Genomic DNA, 19,588 nt, shown 5'->3' with positions numbered 1-19,588 from the left:
ATTCACGAACCGTTTCGGACACCGGGTTTCCGGAACGGACGGCTGATGCGCGGACCGGACCGGCGCGAACAAGCCGTCGACTGCCGACCTCGCTCAGGGCTCTGGTTCCTCCGGTGTCTCCGGTGTCTCCGGCGGCTCGGTGGGCGTAGGTGCGGGCGGGCCGAAGAGGACGGCGCGGGCCACGGGCGGAGCGAACAGGGCGGTGACGGGCGCGGAGAGGGTCAGTACGGAGCGGAAAGCGCGCCCCACGACCGGGTCGCCCATGTACCGCTCCTGGACCCGGCGCAGGTACGGGTCGGCGATGCGGTCCGCGGGCCCGCCGACGACCGCGGTGCCGAGCGCGCCCGGCATCTTGCGGTCCGCCCCGGCGGAGATGTCCCACGCCTGCCGGGACGCCGCGAGGAGTGCCCGTTGCACTCGCCGCGTCGTGGGGGTCCGGCGCCGGTCGGCCAGCGCGTCACGCAGGGCGACCGCGCTCATCGCGGCGACGGCCATGCCCTGCCCGTAGATCGGGTTGAAGGTACACAGGGCGTCGCCGGTGGCGAGGAATCCGGCCGGGTGGCGGCCGGGCAGGTCGTAGCGGCGGCGGATGTTCGCGGTCCGCCGGTAGCCGAAAGCCGGTGAGAGCGGTTCGGCTTCGTCCAGCCATCGGTGCAGGGGCGGATGCGGCAACCTCTTCGTGTACTTCACGAACTCGTCGTCGTCCGTGGGCGGTTCGTCGCCGCGCAGCCCCGAGACGATGACCAGGTGGGTGCCGTCCTCCAGTGGCAGCGCACCGCCGCCATGGACCTGCTCAGGACCGGGGTAGACGTAGTAGCCGAGGGTCTCGCCGTCGAGGACTCCGCTCCTGCCGCGGTAGACGCGGGAGGCGTAAGCGAGCCCGGTGTCGATGGTCTCCTCGTGCGGGGCCTCGGCGCCGATCGCCGTGAGCCACTGCGGAGCCTTCGTGCCGCTGCCGGAGGCGTCGACGACGAGGTCGGCATCGAGGGACCGGTGCTCTGCACGGGCGTCGCCGGAGCGGTCCCGCAGCAGCACGCCCCGCACGCGCGAGGCGTCACCCAGGAGTCCGACGACATCGGTCCCCTCCACCGCGCTGATCACCGGGTTGGCGAGGACCCGCCGTCGCACCAGCTCCTCGAGCTGCGCGCGGGAACCGGTATAGATGTGCGTCGACGCCGGCACCCGCCGGAACCAGCGCCCGTCCTGCCACAGCACCATGTCCGACGGCATGCCCACCCGCGGCGCGCCCGCCGCACCCAGCTCCGTCAGGAAGCCCGGCAGCAGCGACTCCAGGGCCATCTGCCCGCCCTGCAGCAGGACATGGGGGTGCCGCCCCTGCGGTACGCCGGGCCGCGGCTTGCCGCCGTCCGAGAACCGGTCGCGCTCGACGACGGTCACCCGGTCGGCGTGCCCGGCCAGGACGTGCGCCGCGAGCAGCCCCGCGAGGCTCCCGCCCACGACGACCGCATGCCGCCCGCCCCGGCCACCGCCCACGCCCCAACGGCGTGTTTCTCCGACAGAGTTCACCGATCCACTCCCCCTGGTCGCCACCAACCGGTCGTGGCAGCCAGTATCCGGCTCCGCAGCGCGAGTTGATCGCTTTCCGGCCGTTCTACGCGTCCCGGACACGCCCGCCGCGCATCCCGAACACGCCCGCCCCGGATCCCCACCAGCCCCGCCGTCAGGGCGCGTTCCAGCGGGGCCGCTGGATCGACACCCTCCACGTCCTCGTCGTCACAACCCGGACGGAACTGCCCGACCTCACCGGCCACAGCGGCGTCGCGCACGAGCCGCTGAACTCGACGACCGACTCTGCCGGGACCGCAGCGCCCGCGGTCAAAGGCCAACTGCGGTCAAGGGCCAACTGCGGTCCAAGGCCAAATGGCGGACGAGTCAGCGGGTACGCCGGGAACCGTCCAGCGCGTCCGTCGGCCACGCGCCGAGGGGCGGGCGAGCCCAACGCCGCTGCGTCATGCCTCGTCCGCCACCAACCGCAACGAAACCGAGTTGATGCAATACCGCTGATCCGTCGGCGTCGGATACCCCTCACCCTCGAAGACATGCCCCAGGTGAGACCCGCACCGAGCGCACCGCACCTCGGTGCGCACCATGCCGTGTGAGTGGTCCTCGATGAGCTCTACGGCATCCGTGTCCTTGGGGTCGTAGAAGCTCGGCCACCCGCAATGCGACTCGAACTTCTCGCCGGAGGTGAAGAGTTCGGCGCCGCAGGCGCGGCAGGAGTAGATGCCCTTGGTTTTGGTGTCCGTGTACTCGCCGGTGAAGGCGGGCTCCGTGCCGGACTGGCGCAGGACCGCGTACTCGGCGGGGGTCAGCTCCGCGCGCCACTGTTCGTCGGGCTTTTCGACGTCGTACGCCATGGTGGGTCCCCTCAGTTCGACAGGTGGGCCAGGATCTTCGGGCCCAGGTCCGTGACGTCGCCCGCGCCCATGGTGAGAACGAGATCGCCGGGGCGGGCCATTCCCGCGATGGCCTCGGGGACCGTGGCCTTGTCGTGGACGGCGGTGACGTCGGCACCCGCGGCGCGGGCCGCGTCGATGATCAGGGTGCTGGTGATGCCGGGGATCGGGTCCTCGCGGGCCGGGTAGATGTCGAGGACGACCGAGGCGTCCGCGAGGGCGAGGGCCTGGCCCATCTCCGTGCCCAGTTCCTGGGTGCGGGAGTAGAGGTGGGGCTGGAAGACGACCAGGAGGCGGGAGTCCGCGGCTCCGGCGCGCATGGCCTGGAGGTCGGCGGTCATCTCCGTGGGGTGGTGGGCGTAGGAGTCGATGACCTGGATCCCGGCCGACTCGCCCTTGAGCTGGAGGCGGCGCTTGACGCCGGTGTACTTGCCGAGGGCCGCGGCGAGGTCGGCGGACGGGATGCCGAGGGCCGTGCCGGCGGCGAGCGCGGCCACCGCGTTGTGCGCGTAGTGGCTGCCCGGGACGGAGACCGTGAAGGTCAGCGTGCGGCCGTCCAGGTCCACCGTGACCTCGCTGGTCAGGCCCTTCGGGGTGATGTTCGTGATCCGTACGTCGGCCGTTTCCGATTCGCCGTACGTCACCACGCGCACCGGCGACGCGGACTCGCGCAGGCGGCGGGTGAGCTCCACGGCGCCGGGCTGGTCCGCCGCGACGACCAGCGTGCCGCCGGGGACGATCTTTCCGGCGAAGGTCTCGAAGGACTCGTAGATCTCGTCCATCGAGGCGTAGTTGGCGTGGTGGTCGAGCTCGACGTTGAGGACGATGGCGACTTCGGGGGCGTATTTGTGGAAGCTGCGGTCCGATTCGTCGGCCTCGGCGACGAAGATCTCGCCCGCGCCGTGGTGGGCGTTGGAGCCGGGCGCGTCCAGGTCGCCGCCGATGGCGTACGAGGGGTCGAGGCCCAGGGCCGCGAGGGAGACCGCCAGCATCGAGGTCGTCGTGGTCTTGCCGTGGGTGCCCGCCACCGCGATCGGGCGCAGGCCGTCCATCAGGCGAGCCAGGGCGTCCGAGCGGTGGACCACCGGGATGCCTCGCTCCTTGGCCGCGGCCAGCTCCGGGTTGTCCTCGCGGATCGCCGAAGAGACCACCACGCTCGTCGTGCCCTCAGCCACGTGCGCGGCCTCGTGGCCGATGTGCACCGTGGCGCCGCGCTCGCGCAGCGCGGCCGCCGTGGCGGACTCACGGGCGTCGCTGCCGCCGACCCGCGCGCCCCGCTGGGCGAGGATCTTCGCGATGCCCGACATTCCGGCGCCGCCGATGCCGATGAAGTGGGGTCGGTCCATGGCGGGGGGCAGGCCGGGGGTCATGTACGTCTCCTGGGCGGCAGTGCTGCCACGGCGTGCGCCGTTACAGCGGTTCTACGTCGTCTACAGCGGTTCCACGACGTCTATAGCGTTCTACGTCGTCGCGCCCCCGGCCCGCGGGCTTGTACCCCGGGGCAGGGCGGCCCCCAGCCTATTCGCTGTGTGCGTAGAGCTTGAGCACCGGGACGCCGACCTTGTGCCGGGCGCGCGAGGCCCAGTCGCGGTGGAAGAACTCCTCGACGTAGTGCGGCGCCGTCAGCACGATCACCTCGTCCGCCTCGGTCTCCTTGGCCACGGTCTTCAGGCGGTCGATGGGATGGTCCTCGACGATATGGCCGACCGCCTCGTGGCCCGCGGCGCGCAGCTCCTGGAGGGAGTGTTCCAGGGCGAGCCTGGCCGGGGCCGTGGCCTCCGCGCCCTCCCCCTCGACGGCCTCGTGCACGGCCTCCTCCAGGCGGCCGATCGCGACGTCGTCGATCGCGCGGAGGAGCCGGTCCTGGTCGCCGCGGGGCTGCATGAGGACGACGAAGGAAACGTCCTCGTTGCCGTGCAGCGTGGTGACGAATTCCACGTCCACGGACGAAAGGCCCTTCTCGATCATCAATACGCTCTTGAACGACACGACAGGCGCCCTTCTCCTCCGGAGGCCGTCACCGGCCTTGCCGAAACCATCCTGCCCCGTACCCGTACGGGAGGCTGCGAGATTGAGTGTGCCCAGCGGAAGCTAAACGGAACGGGTGATTCCGCTGATCTACGTTCGACGGTAGCGGGTGAACAGAAAGCCGTCCTCTTCCAGGACCGCCGCGAGCGAAAACCTTTCCGGGACCGCCATCGCCGGTCCCCCTGCGATCCGCTGCGCGTCCCCCGCCGCGAGCATCGGTGACACCGTCAGACAGAGCTCGTCCAGGACCCCCCCGGCCACGAACTGGCCGAGCAGCCGGGGCCCGCCCTCCGTGAGCAGCCGGGTGAGCCCGCGCTCGCCCAGGGCGCGCACCGCCCGTACCGGATCGACGCCGGGGCCGTCCCCGGCGACCACGACCTCGGCACCGGCCTTCTCGGCGGCCCGGATCCGGTCGGCGGGGGCGGCCGCGCCGGTCAGGACCAGGGTCGGCACCAGGGGCGAGGTGAACAGAGGCAGCGTGAAGTCCAGGTCGAGGCTCGCGCTGACCACGGCGATCGTGGGGGCCGGGCCCTGGCCCGCGGCGGCCCGGCGCGCGGCGAAGACCTCACGCGCCCGCGCGGGCCGGTACGCCTCCTGACGTACGGTCTGCGCGCCTACGACCACCGCGTCCGCGAGCCCCCGCAGGGTGCCGAAGATCCGCATGTCGGCGGGGCAGGAAATGGGCTGCGAGCGGCCCTCGTGCTGGGCGGCGCCGTCCAGCGTGGACACCATGTTGGCGCGCAGCCAGATGGTGGGGGTGGGGGCGGCATCGTGTCCGGCGGGTCCGGCAGTTCCGGCGCTTCCGGCAGTTCCGGCAGTTCCGGCAGGGCCGACCGGCAGGTCCTGTGGGTACGCGTACCAGTCGGCCAGTTCGTCGAGGGTCCACTCGCGGCCCGCTTCCGGGCCCGTTTCGGATGTCTGGTCGGTCACAGGGAACAGGCTGCGCATGGGTCGCAGTCTTACATGGCCTTTAAGGTTATGAACTGTGTCGTCCTCCCCTGCCGCTTCCTCCGCCGCCGCCTCCGGTACGGGCCCCGCTCCCGACGCCGTAACGGACCCGGGCCCGCTCTCCCTGTGCGCCCGTGAGCCGCACGTCCCGGCCGACCGCCTGGTCGCCGAGATGGTGCCGCCGCCGCGCTTCCGGTCGGCCCGCTTCGAGACGTACATCCCGGACGCCCGGCAGCCGAGCCAGACCGAGGCGGTCGATGTGCTCAGCGGCTTCGCGGCGACGCTCGGCGGGGCGCACGCCAGCGGCTCCGGCAAGGGTCCCGGCCTGCGCGGCCTGTTCGCCCGTCGGCGCAAGGCACAGCAGCCGGCCGGGCCGCGCGGCATCTACCTCGACGGCGGCTATGGCGTTGGCAAGACCCACCTGCTCGCCTCGCTCTGGCACGCCACCCCGGCGGCCCCGGAGTACAAGGCGTTCGGCACCTTCGTCGAGCTCACCAACCTCGTCGGCGCCCTCGGCTTCCAGGACACCGTGCGCACCCTCAGCGGCCACCGGCTGCTCTGCATCGACGAGTTCGAGCTGGACGACCCGGGCGACACGGTCCTGGTCTCCACGCTGCTCGGCAAGCTCGTCGACGCGGGCGTGGCGCTTGCCGCCACCTCCAACACGCTGCCGGGCAAGCTCGGCGAGGGCCGGTTCGCGGCCACCGACTTCCTGCGCGAGATCCAGGGGCTCTCCGCGCACTTCCGCGCGCTGCGCATCGACGGCGAGGACTACCGGCACCGCGGCCTGCCCGCCGCACCGGAGCCGCTCTCCGACGAGCAGGTGGCCAAGGCCGCGTACGCCACCGAGGGCGCCTCGCTCGACGACTTCCCGCATCTGATCGACCACCTGGCCAAGGTCCATCCGAGCCGGTACGGCGCGCTCACCGACGGGATCCGGGCGGTCTGCCTGACCGGCGTGGAGCCGGTGCCGGACCAGTCCACGGCACTGCGCCTGGTGGTGCTCGCCGACCGGCTGTACGACCGGGAGGTGCCGGTACTCGCGTCCGGCCTGCCGTTCGACCGGCTGTTCAGCGAGGAGATGCTGAAGGGCGGCTACCGGAAGAAGTACTTCCGCGCCATCTCCCGGCTCACGGCGCTGGCTCGGGACGCGGGCGGCCTGGGGAACGCGGGCAGTCCGGGCAACGCGGACGGCGCGGCGTGATCCAGGCCCCGCCCGGAGTTCACCGACGAGCCTCCGGCTCGCCCCGCTCACCCGTTTCTCCGTGCATGGTTCCCGCGGCTCTCACTGCGTGATACACACGGCGGGTCACTTTTCCTGTCCGCCAGCAGGGAGTTGCCCATGTCCGAGACACGCCCGTCCGCGACCAGACGTCAGGTCCTCGCCCGCACCGGGGCGTTGGGGGCCGGGATCGCCTTCACGGGAGCCCTTTCCGAACTCTTCGCCGGGACCGCGGCGGCCCACGGCCGCTCCGGTTACGGCCCGCTCGTGCCCGATCCGGACGGCCTTCTGGATCTGCCCAAGGGCTTCCGCTACAAGGTGCTCTCGCGCTCGGGCGACCCCCTGCGCTCCGGTGAGGGCAAGGTGCCGAGCAACTGCGACGGCATGGCCGCGTTCCGGGGCCACCACGGCGGCGTACACCTGGTGCGCAATCACGAGAACCGGGTCAACGCCGAGTTCGCGGTACCGACCGTGGACGGCCTGACGTACGACCCGATGGGCAAGGGCGGCTGCACGGCGCTCGCGCTCGACCGCCGCGACAACGTCCTCGACGAGCGCGTCGCCATCGCCGGTACGGCGGTCAACTGCGCCGGTGGGCCCAGCCTCTGGGGCACCTGGCTGACCTGCGAAGAGACCGAGGACAAGGCCGGGACCAACGGCTACACCAAGGACCACGGCTTCATCTTCGAGGTGCACGCCTCGGACCCGCACAAGACCAGCGTGGAGCCGCTCACGGCCATGGGCCGGTTCCAGCACGAGGCGGTCGCCTTCGACCCGCACAACGGTGTCGTCTACGAGACCGAGGACGCCTTCGAGCGGCCCTTCGGCCTCTTCTACCGCTTCCTGCCCGAGAAGCCGCTCGGCGGCGTCGGCTCCCTGCACGCGGGCGGCCGACTGCAGGCCATGCGGGTGCCCGAGGTGCCGGACCTGTCGACCGTGCAGGAGACGGGCATGCGCTTCGAGGGCATCGAGTGGATCGACGTACCGGATCCGCTGGCCGCCGAAACGCCCATCCGTTTCCAGGACTTCGGGCCGGGCGGCATCACGCACGCGCAGAAGCTGGAGGGCTGCTACTGGGGCGGCCGGTCCGTCTACTTCGTCTCCAGCTTCGCCAAGAGCGCGGAGGGCTCGGGCGCGGACCACTGGGGCCAGATCTGGCGGTACGACCCGGAGGGGAACACCCTCACGCTGGTGATCGTCTTCGGGCCCGACACGGATCTGCAGCTGCCCGGCGAGGAGCCGGACAACATCGCCCTGGCGCCCAGCGGCGGCCTGATGGTGTGCGAGGACGGCGAGGGCGCACAGCACGTCTTCGGGCTCACCCGGGGCGGCGAGGTCTATCCGATGGCACGCAACCAGCAGAACATCGGGACGCCCGAGGAACCGGCGTACGGAGAGTTCGCGGGCGTCACGTTCTCGCCGTACGGCGCGACCACGATGTACGTGAACGCCTACGACCCCGGCACCACGTTCGCGGTCACGGGCCCCTGGCACCACTGACGGTCCCCTGACGAAGGGCCCCTCCACGGCGGCGTGAAGCAAGGTCCGTTACGCCGCGAGAGGGGCCCTTCCGCGTCCCTGCGGCTCCAACTGGGCCGCCGCTACGGCCCGTACCAGTTAAACCGGTTACACCGGTTACGTCGTACGCCCCGTCAGGTGGCCAGGCGGTTCCGGATGCGGGTCACGCCTTCGTCCGGGATGCCGAGGCCGTCGCGGACGTACTTCTCCATGGAGCCGTAGCGGCTCTCGACCTCTTCGAGGGCGGCGTCCAGGTACGCGGGAACGACGCCGATCGCGGCGAGGGCGAGTTCGGGGTCCCCGCCCGCGAGCGTGAACCCCTCGATGAGCGGGGCGAAGGCCTCCCGTACCGCCGGATTCACGGCCAGGTACTCGCGGCGCACCGTCTCCTCGTCGGCGCCGAGCAGGGTGAGGAGCACGGTCGCCGCCCACCCCGTGCGGTCCTTTCCGGCCGTGCAGTGGAAGAGCAGCGGGCCCGGGTCGGGCGGCGCGGCGAGCTCGGCGAGCAGGGTGCGGAAGGCGGAGCGCGCGGAGTCGGTCGTGACGAACGCGCGGTAGGTGTCGGCGAACAGCGTCTGGACGCGGCCGCCGCCCAGCTCCCGCTGCGCCCGGACCGGGTCGGCGAGCACCTGCTTGAGGTGTGCGGCGGCGGGCGTGTCGCGCTGGGCCACCAGGTCGGCGAAGACGTCGGCGACGAGCAGCCGGGTGCCGTCGGGCAGCCGGTCGGGATAGGCGGCCCGTTCGGCATCGGTGCGGAAGTCGACGACGGTACGGATGTCCAGGCTCGCCGCCACCGGGTCGGCGGCCGGGTCGAAGCGGTTCAGCTGCCCGGAGCGCAGCACCCGCCCGGACCGCACCACGCGGCCGTCGGACAGCGAAATGCCGCCCAGGTCACGGAGGTTGGGCACGGTGGCGGCGGGGATCGCGGACATCGGGGCGGCTCCTGGGTCCTCCGGTGCGGTGGCGACGGTGGTACGAGTCCGACGTGCACCCCCTCGGCTCACGCTAGCCCGGGCGCCCGGGCCGGGCATGTCGGACGGCCGTTCGGTCGCACCCGTGCGCCACTTCGGCGAAAGAGCCCCTTTGTCGGATTATGGTCGCCGAGTGATCAGCTTCGTACGGAGAACGTCTCAGGGGGCACTCGCCCCAGTCTCCCCACTCCCCCCGCTCGCCCCGCTCGCCCTGGTCGCCGCTCTCGCCTCGCTGGCCGTGCTCACCGGGTGCGGGGCGGACGGTTCCGCGCGCACCGCGGGCCGTACGCCCGCCGCCTCATCCACCGCCTCGCCCGCGCCGTCCGCCGCGTCCCGGCCGCCCACGCTCGCCCCGGGGCCCGCCGGTCTCGCACCGGTCTTCAAGAGCGGCGGACGCGAGGGCGGCAGGACGGTCGCGCTCACCTTCGACGCCGACATGACCGCCGACCAGGGCGCCCGCGCCGCCCGCGGCGAACGGTTCGACAACCCCGGGCTGCTCGCCACGCTGCGCCGCCTGAAGGTGCCCTCGACCGTGTTCATGACCGGACGGTGGGCCGAGGAGTATCCGGACCAGGCCAGGTCCATCGGGAACGACCCGCTCTTCGAGGTCGCCAACCACTCGTACAGCCACTACGCCTTCACGGGCGACTGCTACGGGCTTCCGACGGTGCCGCCGGAGCGGATGCGGGCCGACGTGGAGCGTGCCTTCACCGCGTTCAAGAAGGTGGGCATCACGCACCCGATGCCCTACTTCCGCTTCCCCGGCGGCTGTTACGACCAGCGGGCCCTGCGTGCCATCGCCCCGGCGGGCGTCACGGCGGTGCAGTGGGACGTGGTGAGCGGCGACGCGTTCGCCACGGACGCGGACGCGGTGGCCGAGGAGGTGCTGCGCGGCGTACGGCCCGGTTCGGTCGTGGTGCTGCACTGCACACGGAGCGCGGCGCCGGTCACGGAGCGGGCGATCCGCAAGGTGGTGCCGGAGCTGCGGGAGCGCGGCTATCGGTTCGTACGGGTCTCGGAGCTGATCGGGGCGGCGGACGGAGGGCGGGAGCGGCGCCCGCGCTGACCCGCCGACCTACGCTGGAGATATGAACGATTCCGAGCGCGCCGCACAGGCGGGCCACGTGGCGTACTGCGAGCCCGCCGCGCCCTCGCCGTGGACCGGTCGGCACGACCGGCTGATCAGGGCCGACGGGCCGCCGTATGCCGACTGTGTGCTCTGCGGGGAACCGACCGAGTACGCGGCGGCGTCCAGGGGCGCGACGCTCTGCCCCATGTGCGAGTGGCGGGAGGCCGAGCGCGACGCGTGCTCGGGCTGAGTACGCCTACGGTCACGCCCGCCTGGAGCTCAGGCCGCACGCCACCGCCGCCACCGCACCCGCCGCGAGCGCCGCGGTCGCCAGTTGCAGGACCGGGATGTGCACGGTGCCGGTACGAGACCCGGTGATCAGGCCCCGGACCGCCGAGGCCGCCGGTGAGCCCGTGGTGACCAGGGCGAACAGCGAACCGAGCCCGATGGCGCCGACCGAGTAGCCGGTGCTGTGCAGCAGCGGTCGGGTGCACAGGGCGCCCACCGCCGCGCCGAGCAGCGCGCAGACCGCCGAGGCGAGCAGCCCCGCGAGGATCGCGGGCGGCAACGGCACCGCCACCTGATGGTCGGTGCTCTTCGGGTCGGCGAGGGCCGCGAGCACCGTCGTTCCGGCTGCCCCGAGCACAAGACCGCAGCCGAGCGCCACGAGCAGCCCGGCGAGGTGCACCCGCCAAGGGCTCGTCGCGGCGGCCGCACAGTGCCGCGCGGCGGGCGGCTCCTGGGTGGCGCAGAGCCGGGCCAGCCAGGCGGTCACGGGCAGCAGCCCGGCGGCGGCCCAGCCGAACGCGTCGAGCACCGGGTCGCCCGCGCGGGTGCCGACGGCGAGGAAGGTTCCGTACAACAGGACGGGCGGAAGCCAGCGTTGGGAGCGCAGGAGCAGTCCCGCCTGGTACGCGAACAGCGCGGTCATCGGGCCTCGTGGGTGGGGGTAGGAACGACAGGGGCGGATGTCGGTGTGGGCGTGGGTGTGGGCATGGGTGTGGGTGTGGGCATGGGTGCGTGCGTCTCCCGGGTCGCCAATTCCCTTATGTGCCACGGCGGTTGGGCCGTGAGGAGGCAGCGGAGCAGAGTATCGGAGCCCGACGGAGGGACCGTGATCACGGCCGCGCCCGTCGCGTCCACATCCGCTTGGGTGCCGGGCGGCAGGCCGGAGGGCAGGGGTGTGCCCGGTGGGGCCTGGGCGCGCACGGTGACCCGCGGCTCGGCCCCCGCCACGTCCCCCGCGACGGCCTCGCTGGTCGCGGTGTCCGTCACACGGACCAGGCCCGTCCCCCGTACCCGGTACTCCGCGGTCGCCGCGCCCGCGAGCCGCCGCGGGTCGTGGTCGACGAAGACCACCGCGGTACCGGCCGCCACCCGTTCGGCGACCGCGCGATCCAGCTCGGCCCGTGCCTCGGTGTCCAGGCCCGTCCACGCCTCGTCCAGGATCAGCAACTCCGGCTCGGCGAGCAGTGCTTGGGCCACGGCCACCTTCTGGGCGCTGCCCTTGGAGAGCCGGGTCATCGGCGTCAGGGCGTGCTCCGCCGCGCCGAAGCGCTCGAGCCACGCCGTGGCGCGCGCGTCGGCCGCGCGCCGCGACAGGCCGTGGAACCGGCCCAGGTGCCGCAGGTAGCCGACCGCCGTGAACGGCAGCGCCGCCGGGAACCGTTCGGGGACGTACGCCGTGCGCGGCCGCCCCACGACGCTGCCCTCGCTCGGTGCGTCGATCCCGGCGAGCAGCCGGAGCAGCGTCGACTTGCCGCTGCCGTTGTCCCCGGCGATCCGAAGGAGCGAGCCCGCGGGCACCTCGAGGTCGACCCCGCGCAGCACCCACGGCTGCGTCCTCGCCGGGCCGCCGTACCGCCGCCCCACCCCGCGCAGCGCCGTCGTGACGTCGCTCCTCAATGCTGCGTCGGATTGGTCGGCGTGGCCTCGCTCGGCCGCACGATGACGAAACCCTCGCCCTGAAGCATGAGTTGGACGGCCTCGCCGGAGCCCCCGCGGATCATCGAGCCGACGCTCTGCGAGCGGTGCAGCGACGTGGCGAGCTGGCTGCTCCAGCCGACCACCGCGTCCGTGTCGACGTACACCGGGGCCTGCGCGGACACCGGGATCACGATCGGGTCGCCCTCGCAGATCACGCCGAGCTTGCCGGAGCCCGTGAAGACGCTGTTGAACAGGCCGCCTCCGGTCATGCCGACGCCCTTCACGGTCTTGATCTCGTACGAGAGCGTCGGATCGAAGCACAGGATGTTCCGCCCGTTGATGGTGAGCGCGTCCCCGGCCTCGATGTCCACCACGAAGCAGGTGGCCGCTTCCTGCGCGAACCATGCCTCGCCCTGGCCGCGCACCGCCATCAGCGGCAGCCCCTCGCCGGTGACGGCACGCTTGAGCATGCCGCCTATCCCCTGGCCCTTGCGCTCGAACTGCAGATTGCCGCGGTAGGCGATCATCGAGCCCTGCCGGGCGAGCATCTCGCCGTTCACGACGTATCTGATCGACTTGGAGTTCTGCAGGCTCATCCCCGGCGCCGCCGCGGGCTGCGCCATGTGCTGCGCGGCAAACAGATCGCTCTTCATGCCCTGCATCTTCCCGTGCCCCACTGACAGTCGCCAACAGCCTTTGGGACAAGGCCCGCAGACTTTCGTCCACGCTCCACTCCCGCGCTCGCGCAGACGGTGCTGTCGGTGCCCCCTGGCAGACTGGGACAGGTGAGCAGCCAGGAGACCAGCGCCCGAGAGACAGCCACCGAGGCGACCGAGGTGAGGGAGTTCGTCCTGCCCCTCGTCGTCCGCCTGGAGAGGGCCGCGCCGCCCGCGCGCACGGACGCCCTGGAGACCGCGGCCCGCGCGGTCCTCGCGCTGCTCAGCGACGAGCGCTCGCTGGGCACCGGCCCCTGGGCGGAGGCGGTCCGGGACTGGCAGGACGCGCGGATCCGCAAGGTGGTGCGCCGGGCGCGCGGCGCCGAGTGGCGGCGTGCGGAGGCGCTGCCCGGCATCACGGTCACCGGCGACACCGCGGAGGTACGGGTCTTCCCGCCGGTCCCGCTGGACGGCTGGCCGAAGGACCTGGCCCGGCTCCAGGTCTCCGGCACCGAGCTCGACGACCCGGAGCCGCCCGCCGTGCCGGTCCCCGGCGAAGCGGCGGTGCCCGTCCTGTGGCTGAGCCCGGAGCTCGCCATGTCGGCCGGAAAGGCCATGGCCCAGGCCGGGCACGGTGCCCAGCTTGCCTGGTGGGGACTGTCGCCGAAGGACCGGACGGCCTGGCGCGCGGCCGGTTTCCCGCTCGCCGTACGCACCGCGGACCCGGCCCACTGGCCCGAACTCACCGCGAGCGGCCTGCCGGTCGTCCGCGACGCGGGGTTCACGGAAATCGCGCCGGGCTCCTGCACGGTGGTCGCGGACCATCCGGCGCTGCGCTGAGCCCGGCACGTCTTCCGTCTCACGTTCGCCGGACGGGCTTGGGTCTCAAAGCGGACGGGCTGGATCTCAAAACCGGACGGGCTGATGGGCTGGCGTTGAACGCCCCGGTTCCGCTATCCGTATCTCCCAGTGCGCTCACCCCCGTCCGCACCCCCGGGAGGCATCTTGCGACCGCCCCGACGGATCAACGGCTCCGTACTCATCATCGTCGCCCTGGTCGCGACGCTCGGAGCCCTCGCCTTCCCCGTGTGGTCGTACGCCGACCGCTCGGGCACCGGCGAGGCCAACCTCGAGGCCAGTAGCGTCCCCACACGCTGGGGCCCCCTCTCGGCCACCGACCGCGACTTCCTGGTCAAGGTCAGACTCGCGGGCCTGTGGGAGCTGCCCGCCGGACAGCAGGCCATAGACCGGGCGCCCACCGAGGCGATCGCGGCGGCCGGCGACCACCTCGTCGTCGGCCACGCCGACCTCGACCGCCGAGTGCGCGAGGTCGCCGCACGGCTCGGCGTCGAGCTGCCGAACCAGCCCACGGACGAGCAGCAGGGCTGGCTCACCGAGCTGACGGCGGCGCGCGGGGTCACGTACGAAAGGAAGTTCGCGAACATTCTGCGCAACTCGCACGGCAAGGTCTTCTCGCTGATCGCCGAGGTCCGGCACACCACACGGAACACCCTCGTGCGGCAGCTGGCCAGCGACGCGAACCAGACCGTGCTCGACCACATCACGATGCTGGAGAACACCGGGCTCGTGGACCACGACGCCCTGGCCGCCGAGGCCGCGGGCCGCGGCACGGCCAGCCCGACCGGTCCCCCGCCGCCCTCCGCCGGGGTACCGCCGTCGCCCGCGCCCGCCGTGCCGAGCGGCGACGTGTCATTCACCTCCCGGCCGTCCGCGCCCGGCACCGCCCCGATCCCCACGGACCGCCCCTAGGGGGTGCGGGGCTCGTCCGCAAAAGAGCCGGACGGGCTGGTTGTTGCCCCCGAAACCTCAAATCAAGCTCTGAACGTCACCCCTGGTGGATTCGGCCGCCGGTGCCGGGGCCATGACACTTCCACGCACAGCGTCGTGCACACGTTTTTCGTAGAGCGCCCGCAGGACCGACCAAGGCGCTCGTACGGCGAAGGAGGGGGACGATGCAGCAACTCGGCACCGGAATCGGCTGGCGGCCGGAAATCGCCGAGGCAGTGGAACGCATGCCCGGGATCGACTGGGTCGAGGCCGTGGCGGAGAACGTCTGCCCGGGACACCTCCCCGACCCGCTCCTTCGGCTGCGCGAACGCGGCGTGACCGTCGTACCGCACGGCGTCTCACTCGGCCTCGGCGGTGCGGAACGGCCCGATCCGGCGCGCCTCTCGGCGCTCGCCGAGCGGGCCGAGGCGCTCGGTGCGCCGCTGGTCACGGAGCACATCGCGTTCGTACGCGCGGGCGGCGAGCGCACCGCATCGCCCGCCCTGGAGGCCGGGCATCTGCTGCCGGTGCCGCGCACCCGGGACGCGCTCGACGTGCTCTGCGAGAACGTCCGGATCGCCCAGGACGCGCTGCCCGTGCCGCTCGCCGTGGAGAACATCGCGGCCCTGATCTCCTGGCCGGGCGAGGAGATGACCGAGGGTCAGTTCCTGTGCGAGCTGGTGGAGCGTACCGGCGTACGGCTGCTCATCGACGTCGCCAACCTGCACACCAACCACGTCAACCGGGGCGAGGACCCGGCCGCGGCCCTGGACGAACTGCCGGTCGAGGCCATCGCGTACGTCCATGTCGCGGGCGGCTTCGAGCGGGACGGCGTATGGCACGACAGCCACGCGCACCCCGTGCCGCAGCCGGTCCTCGACGTGCTCGCGGATCTCGCGTCCCGGGTGACGCCGCCGGGCGTGCTCCTGGAGCGGGACGAGAACTTCCCCGAGCCGCACGAGCTGGAGCGCGAGCTCGACGACATCCGCCGCACGGTCCGCACCGCCGCGGCGCTGCGGGTGGCTCGCGACGCGTCGGAGCCGGGGCGGGGCGCGGGCGGTGCCGGTCGGCTCTCGGGGGCTGCCGGGTCGCGTACGAGCGGATCGCGTACGAGCGGTCGCTCGGCGGGCTCCAATTCCGTGCCGCGTACGGTCGGTCGGCCCTCAGGCGCACCGCTCGCGCCCACCGTGGAGCCCGCGAACACCGCTGCCGCGACGGCAACCGCCACCGCAACTGCCGTGGCGATCCGCACCCCGGCCCCGGAACCGGCCAAGGCCAAGACCAAGACCAAGACCAGGATCGAGACCGAGACCCAGATCGAGACCGAGATCGAGGCCAGGACCGAGGCCAAGACCGAGGCCAAGGCCGAGAAGAACGGCCCCGACGCGCGGTCGCAAGCACGCCAACGCCTCGCCCTGGCTCAGACCGCGCTCCTCTCCGCGCTCGTCGCGGGCACCCCCGTGCCCGAGGGGTTCGACCGGCAGCGGCTCGCGGTGCAGAGCCGGGCGCTCATCGGCAAGCGGGCCGACGTCGTGGCGAAGGTCGCGCCCGAGCTGCCCGGGATCCTCGGTGACGGCTACCGGCGCAGCTTCTTCTCGTACGCGCAGAACCGGCCGATGACCGGCGGGTACCGCCGCGACGCCCTCGACTTCGCGGAGCATCTGCTCCTCGCCGAGCAGCCCGAAGACCCGGCCAGGCGGCGGGAGTTGAGCGACTGGTGGCTGGAGCGGTCCGGCCCGGCGCCGCTGTCCCGGCGTCCGCTCGCGCGCTTCGCACGGGCCGCCCGATACGCGGTCAAGGACGCGGTCCAAGGCAGGGGCAAGGGCGCTCAGCACGCGGCCAAGCACCACTCGGTCCTGGGACGGTGACGCCATGACGGACCCCACGCTCGTGTTCTATCTGATCCTGTGCGGCTCGTCGGCCCTTCTGGTCGGCGCGCTCGTCCGGGCCCGGTCCGGCGCGGCGGCGGGCGGCGCCCTGGTGCACGAGCCGCTGGAGGCGGCCTTCCTGGCCGGTGGCCCCGGCCGGGTCGCGGACACCGTGCTCGCCACCATGCACCACGACGGGCGGCTCGCCATCGCCGCGCCCGGGGTGGCCGGAGTACGGCACCCCGTGGCCCACCACCCGGTGGAGCAGGCGGTCCTGGACGCGCACGCCGCGGCGCCCAACGGTGCCCTGCACTGGCTGCGGATCGGCGTGATGCGCAGCCCGGCCGTGCAGGGGCTCGGCGACTCGCTCGCGGAGCGCGGGCTGCTCTCCCGGCCGGACGTGCTGCGCCGCCTGCGCCGCTGGGCGGGCACACAGATCGCCGTCTCCTTTGTGTGCCTCCCGGTGTCGATCGTCCTGACCGTGGTGCAGTTCAGCTCGTACACCGGATTCGAGTTCGAGTTCCCCCTGGTGCTCAAGGTCTTCCCGGGCATCATCATGGGCGTCATCGTCGGCGCGATCTGCCTGAACCTCGCCAAGTCCCGGCAGACCAGGGCCGGTCAGGCCGCCCTGCGCCACTTCACCGCCCTGGGCGACCCCTCCAGTACCGCGTATCTCGTGGCGCTCAACGGGCCGAAACAGGTGCCGGACCGCGAAGCGCGCCGACAGCTCAAGGCCGCGAGCAGGTTCCGTGTCGGCGCGCCCGCCGCCCGCACCTCGCCGACCAGCAGCGACCCGGGCCTGATCCTCCTCGCCAGCGGCGAGACCTCCTGGTGCGGCGGGGGTTCGGGCGGCTCGTCCTGCGGCGGCTCGTCCTGCGGTGGCTCCTCCAACTGCGGCGGGTCCGGCTGCGGGGGCGGGAGCGGGGGCGGAGGGGGCTCGTCCTGTGGCGGAGGCGGCGGGGGTGGCTCGTCCTGCGGAGGCGGAGGCGGAGGCGGGGGCGGAGGCGGTTCCTCCTGTGGCGGCGGGAGCTGATGCCGGGCCGCTGACGGAGCGTGCGGGGCGCCGGTCGCGGTGACCGCTGCCCGAGGAGCGGACCGGGTCTGGTGGCGGGCGCCTCTCGGTGATGAGCGGACGCCGCCATGAGTACGCCGAGCCGCCCCAGCACCACCTCGCCCTGAACGAGGCGGCGTTCCTGGCCGGAACCCGCGCCGAGTGGCCGATCCGACCCTGGTGCCGATGGCCGGGCAGCGGCGGCCCCTGCTCGCGCACACCGCCTTGGCCACCGTCGTCGACCCGGAGGCCCGGGACGACCTGGGGCGCTCGGTGCTCGGCGCGATCGGGCCCGGCCGCCAGGAGCGGAAGGCGCCGGTCCGCGCGGCCGGGCGACGCCGGGAGTCCGACGACAGGACCTGGGCTCATCGGGGGCATTAGTCCGACACCCGGGGACCTGGTGCTTTACTTCGCCCCCCACCGAACGAAGTATCCCTTTTGCTCTGCGCCCGCAGAGCCGCCACAGTGCGGCGCCACCGCGCATCGCCACCGCGAGGCGCCGCACTGTCTGCCGCCTCCCGAAGGGATGCCGAGACGCGATGAGAGCGCCTCTCCTGTACGGAATCGCCGGATCGCTGGCCCTGACCGGACTGCTCGCGACCCCGGCGGACGGTGCGTCCGCGCCGCCGCGCCCGGCCGAGGCGTTCGGCACCATGGTCGCCGCCGAACGCGCGGCCGCCGCGGGCCTCAAGTGGGGCCACTGCGCACCGGAGGAACAGCTTCCGCCGCCGGTGCAGTGCGCCACGGTGACCGTCCCGGTGGACTACGCCGCCCCTGACGGAGACCGGATCAAGCTGACCGTCAGCCGCGCGAAGGCCACCGGCTCCAAGAAGGAGCGGCAGGGCGCGTTGGTCTTCAACCCCGGCGGGCCCGGCGCCTCCGGCATGTACTGGCCGCTCGCGGCGGCGACCGACAAGTGGCGGCGCGTGGCCAAGGCGTACGACTTCATCGGCTACGCCCCACGCGGCGTCGGCGGCTCCGCGCCGCTGTTCTGCCAGGACCCGAAGAAGTCCGCCGAGGCCCCGTCCCGGGCCCCGCTGCACCCGGACGCGGCGTACAAGAAGAAGCGCATCGCGCTCGCGAAGGCGTACGCGCGCGGCTGTGCCCGCAACGCGGGCGACCGGCTGCCGCACTTCACGTCCCTCAACAACGCCCGCGATCTGGATGTCCTGCGGGCCGCCCTGGGCGAGCGGAGGCTGACGTTCATGGGCGCCTCGTACGGCACCTACTTCGGCGCCGTGTACGCGACGCTCTTCCCCGCGCACGTGCGGCGGATGGTCTTCGACTCGGCGGTCAATCCGGACCCCGCGCAGATCTGGTACCGCAACAACCTGGAACAGTCGCTCGCCTTCGAGGCCCGCTGGGCCGACTTCCGCGCCTGGGTCGCCCGGCACGACGCGACCTACCACCTGGGCGCGACGCCCGAGAAAGTGGCGCAGAACTACGCGCGGGTGCGGGCCGAGCTCGCGCACCGGCCGGCCGGCGGCAAGGTGGGGCCCGCGCAGCTGCAGAGCGCGTTTCTGAAGGCCGGCTACAACGACAAGGTCTGGCCCAAGCGGGCGCAGGCGCTGGCCGCCTATCTGAAGGGCGACCCGAAGCCACTGACCGAGCAGGCCGCGCCGGACCTGGAGGGTGCGGCCGACGCCGAGAACAGCAACGCCGTCTACACCGCCGTCGAGTGCAACGACGCGCCCTGGCCGGAGGACTTCGCGACCTGGGACCGGGACAACTCCCGGCTCGCCCGCATCGCCCCGTTCGAGACCTGGGACAACGCCTGGATGAACCTGCCGTGTGCCTACTGGCCCGCGCCCCGGCAGCAGCCGGTCGACGTGGGCGCCGTGCCGGGCACGCTGCCGCCCACGCTGATCCTGGCCGCCGAGCGGGACGCGGCGACGCCGTACCGGGGCGCGCTCGATCTGCACCGCAGGCTGCCGGGTTCGGCCCTGGTGACGGAGCGGGACGCGGGCACGCACGGGCTCGCGGGCGGCGCGAACCGCTGCGTCAACGGGCACGTGGAGGCGTACCTCCTGAAGGGCCGGCTGCCGGGCCGACTGCCGGACCACAAGGCGGCGTGCGCACCGCGCGCGGAGCCCAAGCCGTAGGCAGGCCCGGCAGGCCGTCCCTGA

General features: G+C 72.9%; 18 protein-coding genes and 1 pseudogene. 10 read left to right on the top strand and 9 right to left on the bottom strand.

What is annotated here, in order from left to right; all coding sequences use genetic code 11:
* Positions 1 to 93 precede the first annotated feature (93 nt).
* The 5 genes from ACWD10_RS09655 to ACWD10_RS09635 form a co-directional block, all read right to left on the bottom strand.
* Positions 94 to 1,458 carry an FAD-dependent oxidoreductase gene (locus ACWD10_RS09655; RefSeq protein WP_451088820.1) on the bottom strand — a complete coding sequence of 455 codons (1,365 nt, stop codon included), beginning with the start codon at positions 1,456 to 1,458 and terminating at the stop codon, positions 94 to 96.
* Positions 1,459 to 1,970: 512 nt separating this feature from the next.
* The gene (msrB, locus tag ACWD10_RS09650; RefSeq protein WP_451088773.1) at positions 1,971 to 2,378 is read right to left on the bottom strand and encodes a peptide-methionine (R)-S-oxide reductase MsrB; all 408 of its coding nucleotides are present in this window, start codon (positions 2,376 to 2,378) and stop codon (positions 1,971 to 1,973) included.
* A gap of 11 nt (positions 2,379 to 2,389) precedes the next feature.
* On the bottom strand, positions 2,390 to 3,787 hold the full coding sequence (gene murC / locus ACWD10_RS09645; RefSeq protein WP_451088771.1) for a UDP-N-acetylmuramate--L-alanine ligase: 1,398 nt from the start codon (positions 3,785 to 3,787) through the stop codon (positions 2,390 to 2,392).
* Positions 3,788 to 3,935: 148 nt separating this feature from the next.
* Positions 3,936 to 4,385 carry an indole-3-glycerol phosphate synthase gene (locus ACWD10_RS09640; RefSeq protein WP_451088818.1) on the bottom strand — a complete coding sequence of 150 codons (450 nt, stop codon included), beginning with the start codon at positions 4,383 to 4,385 and terminating at the stop codon, positions 3,936 to 3,938.
* A gap of 150 nt (positions 4,386 to 4,535) precedes the next feature.
* Positions 4,536 to 5,393 carry a pyrimidine reductase family protein gene (locus ACWD10_RS09635; protein WP_451088769.1) on the bottom strand — a complete coding sequence of 286 codons (858 nt, stop codon included), beginning with the start codon at positions 5,391 to 5,393 and terminating at the stop codon, positions 4,536 to 4,538.
* A 37-nt stretch (positions 5,394 to 5,430) separates the two neighbouring features.
* On the opposite strand from ACWD10_RS09635, the gene zapE reads away from it, so the two are divergent.
* Together zapE and ACWD10_RS09625 are read left to right on the top strand one after the other, a co-directional pair.
* A complete protein-coding gene (zapE, locus tag ACWD10_RS09630) occupies positions 5,431 to 6,597 on the top strand; it encodes a cell division protein ZapE (protein WP_451088767.1) in 1,167 nt (388 codons plus the stop codon).
* A gap of 138 nt (positions 6,598 to 6,735) precedes the next feature.
* Complete coding sequence (locus ACWD10_RS09625) at positions 6,736 to 8,115, top strand: alkaline phosphatase PhoX (protein ID WP_451088765.1); 1,380 nt, start codon at positions 6,736 to 6,738, stop codon at positions 8,113 to 8,115.
* Between the two features lie 152 nt (positions 8,116 to 8,267).
* Here the strand turns inward: ACWD10_RS09625 and ACWD10_RS09620 are convergent, their stop codons facing one another.
* On the bottom strand, positions 8,268 to 9,065 hold the full coding sequence (locus tag ACWD10_RS09620) for a tyrosine-protein phosphatase (protein WP_451088763.1): 798 nt from the start codon (positions 9,063 to 9,065) through the stop codon (positions 8,268 to 8,270).
* Positions 9,066 to 9,315: 250 nt separating this feature from the next.
* On the opposite strand from ACWD10_RS09620, the gene ACWD10_RS09615 reads away from it, so the two are divergent.
* Both ACWD10_RS09615 and ACWD10_RS09610 read left to right on the top strand, forming a co-directional pair.
* Positions 9,316 to 10,170 carry a polysaccharide deacetylase family protein gene (locus tag ACWD10_RS09615; protein WP_451088816.1) on the top strand — a complete coding sequence of 285 codons (855 nt, stop codon included), beginning with the start codon at positions 9,316 to 9,318 and terminating at the stop codon, positions 10,168 to 10,170.
* Between the two features lie 22 nt (positions 10,171 to 10,192).
* The gene (locus tag ACWD10_RS09610; protein WP_451088761.1) at positions 10,193 to 10,423 is read left to right on the top strand and encodes a hypothetical protein; all 231 of its coding nucleotides are present in this window, start codon (positions 10,193 to 10,195) and stop codon (positions 10,421 to 10,423) included.
* 12 nt (positions 10,424 to 10,435) lie between these two features.
* On the opposite strand, the gene ACWD10_RS09605 is transcribed toward ACWD10_RS09610, so the two are convergent.
* The 3 genes from ACWD10_RS09605 to ACWD10_RS09595 are packed head-to-tail and all read right to left on the bottom strand — an operon-like array spanning position 10,436 to position 12,752.
* Positions 10,436 to 11,104 (bottom strand): ABC transporter, encoded by a 669-nt coding sequence (locus ACWD10_RS09605; protein ID WP_451088760.1) that lies wholly within the window; start codon positions 11,102 to 11,104, stop codon positions 10,436 to 10,438.
* Positions 11,101 to 12,078 carry an ABC transporter ATP-binding protein gene (locus ACWD10_RS09600; RefSeq protein ID WP_451088758.1) on the bottom strand — a complete coding sequence of 326 codons (978 nt, stop codon included), beginning with the start codon at positions 12,076 to 12,078 and terminating at the stop codon, positions 11,101 to 11,103. The genes ACWD10_RS09605 and ACWD10_RS09600 overlap by 4 nt, the downstream gene beginning before the upstream one ends.
* On the bottom strand, positions 12,075 to 12,752 hold the full coding sequence (locus ACWD10_RS09595; protein ID WP_451088756.1) for an AIM24 family protein: 678 nt from the start codon (positions 12,750 to 12,752) through the stop codon (positions 12,075 to 12,077). The genes ACWD10_RS09600 and ACWD10_RS09595 overlap by 4 nt, the downstream gene beginning before the upstream one ends.
* Positions 12,753 to 12,884: 132 nt before the next feature.
* Here ACWD10_RS09595 and ACWD10_RS09590 point away from each other — a divergent pair, with 132 nt between their 5' ends.
* The 6 genes and pseudogenes from ACWD10_RS09590 to ACWD10_RS09565 all read left to right on the top strand — a co-directional run bounded on the left by ACWD10_RS09590 (position 12,885) and on the right by ACWD10_RS09565 (position 19,564).
* Positions 12,885 to 13,595, top strand: a complete 711-nt coding sequence (locus ACWD10_RS09590; RefSeq protein ID WP_451088754.1) for a peptidyl-tRNA hydrolase — start codon at positions 12,885 to 12,887, stop codon at positions 13,593 to 13,595.
* Positions 13,596 to 13,760: 165 nt separating this feature from the next.
* The gene (locus tag ACWD10_RS09585; RefSeq protein WP_451088752.1) at positions 13,761 to 14,525 is read left to right on the top strand and encodes a DUF4142 domain-containing protein; all 765 of its coding nucleotides are present in this window, start codon (positions 13,761 to 13,763) and stop codon (positions 14,523 to 14,525) included.
* 203 nt (positions 14,526 to 14,728) lie between these two features.
* Positions 14,729 to 16,411, top strand: a complete 1,683-nt coding sequence (locus ACWD10_RS09580) for a DUF692 domain-containing protein (protein ID WP_451088750.1) — start codon at positions 14,729 to 14,731, stop codon at positions 16,409 to 16,411.
* Positions 16,412 to 16,415: 4 nt separating this feature from the next.
* Positions 16,416 to 17,444 (top strand): TIGR04222 domain-containing membrane protein, encoded by a 1,029-nt coding sequence (locus ACWD10_RS09575; RefSeq protein ID WP_451088748.1) that lies wholly within the window; start codon positions 16,416 to 16,418, stop codon positions 17,442 to 17,444.
* 130 nt (positions 17,445 to 17,574) lie between these two features.
* Positions 17,575 to 17,792: pseudogene (locus ACWD10_RS09570) on the top strand (TIGR04222 domain-containing membrane protein); the annotation flags it as partial.
* A 209-nt stretch (positions 17,793 to 18,001) separates the two neighbouring features.
* A complete protein-coding gene (locus ACWD10_RS09565) occupies positions 18,002 to 19,564 on the top strand; it encodes an alpha/beta hydrolase (protein ID WP_451088746.1) in 1,563 nt (520 codons plus the stop codon).
* Positions 19,565 to 19,588: the final 24 nt, after the last annotated feature.

Source organism: Streptomyces sp. NPDC002851, assembly GCF_053591935.1.
The sequence above is the reverse complement of the archived record's forward strand: the minus strand, read 5'-3'. Positions and strand labels throughout refer to the sequence as shown.

Coding starts and splice junctions, on each gene's coding strand:
- msrB (WP_451088773.1), bottom strand. CDS start 2,378: ATGGCGTACGACGTCGAAAAGCCCGACGAACAGTGGCGCGCGGAGCTG.
- ACWD10_RS09640 (WP_451088818.1), bottom strand. CDS start 4,385: ATGATCGAGAAGGGCCTTTCGTCCGTGGACGTGGAATTCGTCACCACG.
- ACWD10_RS09565 (WP_451088746.1), top strand. CDS start 18,002: ATGAGAGCGCCTCTCCTGTACGGAATCGCCGGATCGCTGGCCCTGACC.
- murC (WP_451088771.1), bottom strand. CDS start 3,787: ATGACCCCCGGCCTGCCCCCCGCCATGGACCGACCCCACTTCATCGGC.
- ACWD10_RS09635 (WP_451088769.1), bottom strand. CDS start 5,393: ATGCGCAGCCTGTTCCCTGTGACCGACCAGACATCCGAAACGGGCCCG.
- ACWD10_RS09625 (WP_451088765.1), top strand. CDS start 6,736: ATGTCCGAGACACGCCCGTCCGCGACCAGACGTCAGGTCCTCGCCCGC.
- ACWD10_RS09595 (WP_451088756.1), bottom strand. CDS start 12,752: ATGAAGAGCGATCTGTTTGCCGCGCAGCACATGGCGCAGCCCGCGGCG.
- ACWD10_RS09605 (WP_451088760.1), bottom strand. CDS start 11,104: ATGACCGCGCTGTTCGCGTACCAGGCGGGACTGCTCCTGCGCTCCCAA.
- ACWD10_RS09610 (WP_451088761.1), top strand. CDS start 10,193: ATGAACGATTCCGAGCGCGCCGCACAGGCGGGCCACGTGGCGTACTGC.
- ACWD10_RS09580 (WP_451088750.1), top strand. CDS start 14,729: ATGCAGCAACTCGGCACCGGAATCGGCTGGCGGCCGGAAATCGCCGAG.
- ACWD10_RS09620 (WP_451088763.1), bottom strand. CDS start 9,065: ATGTCCGCGATCCCCGCCGCCACCGTGCCCAACCTCCGTGACCTGGGC.
- ACWD10_RS09575 (WP_451088748.1), top strand. CDS start 16,416: ATGACGGACCCCACGCTCGTGTTCTATCTGATCCTGTGCGGCTCGTCG.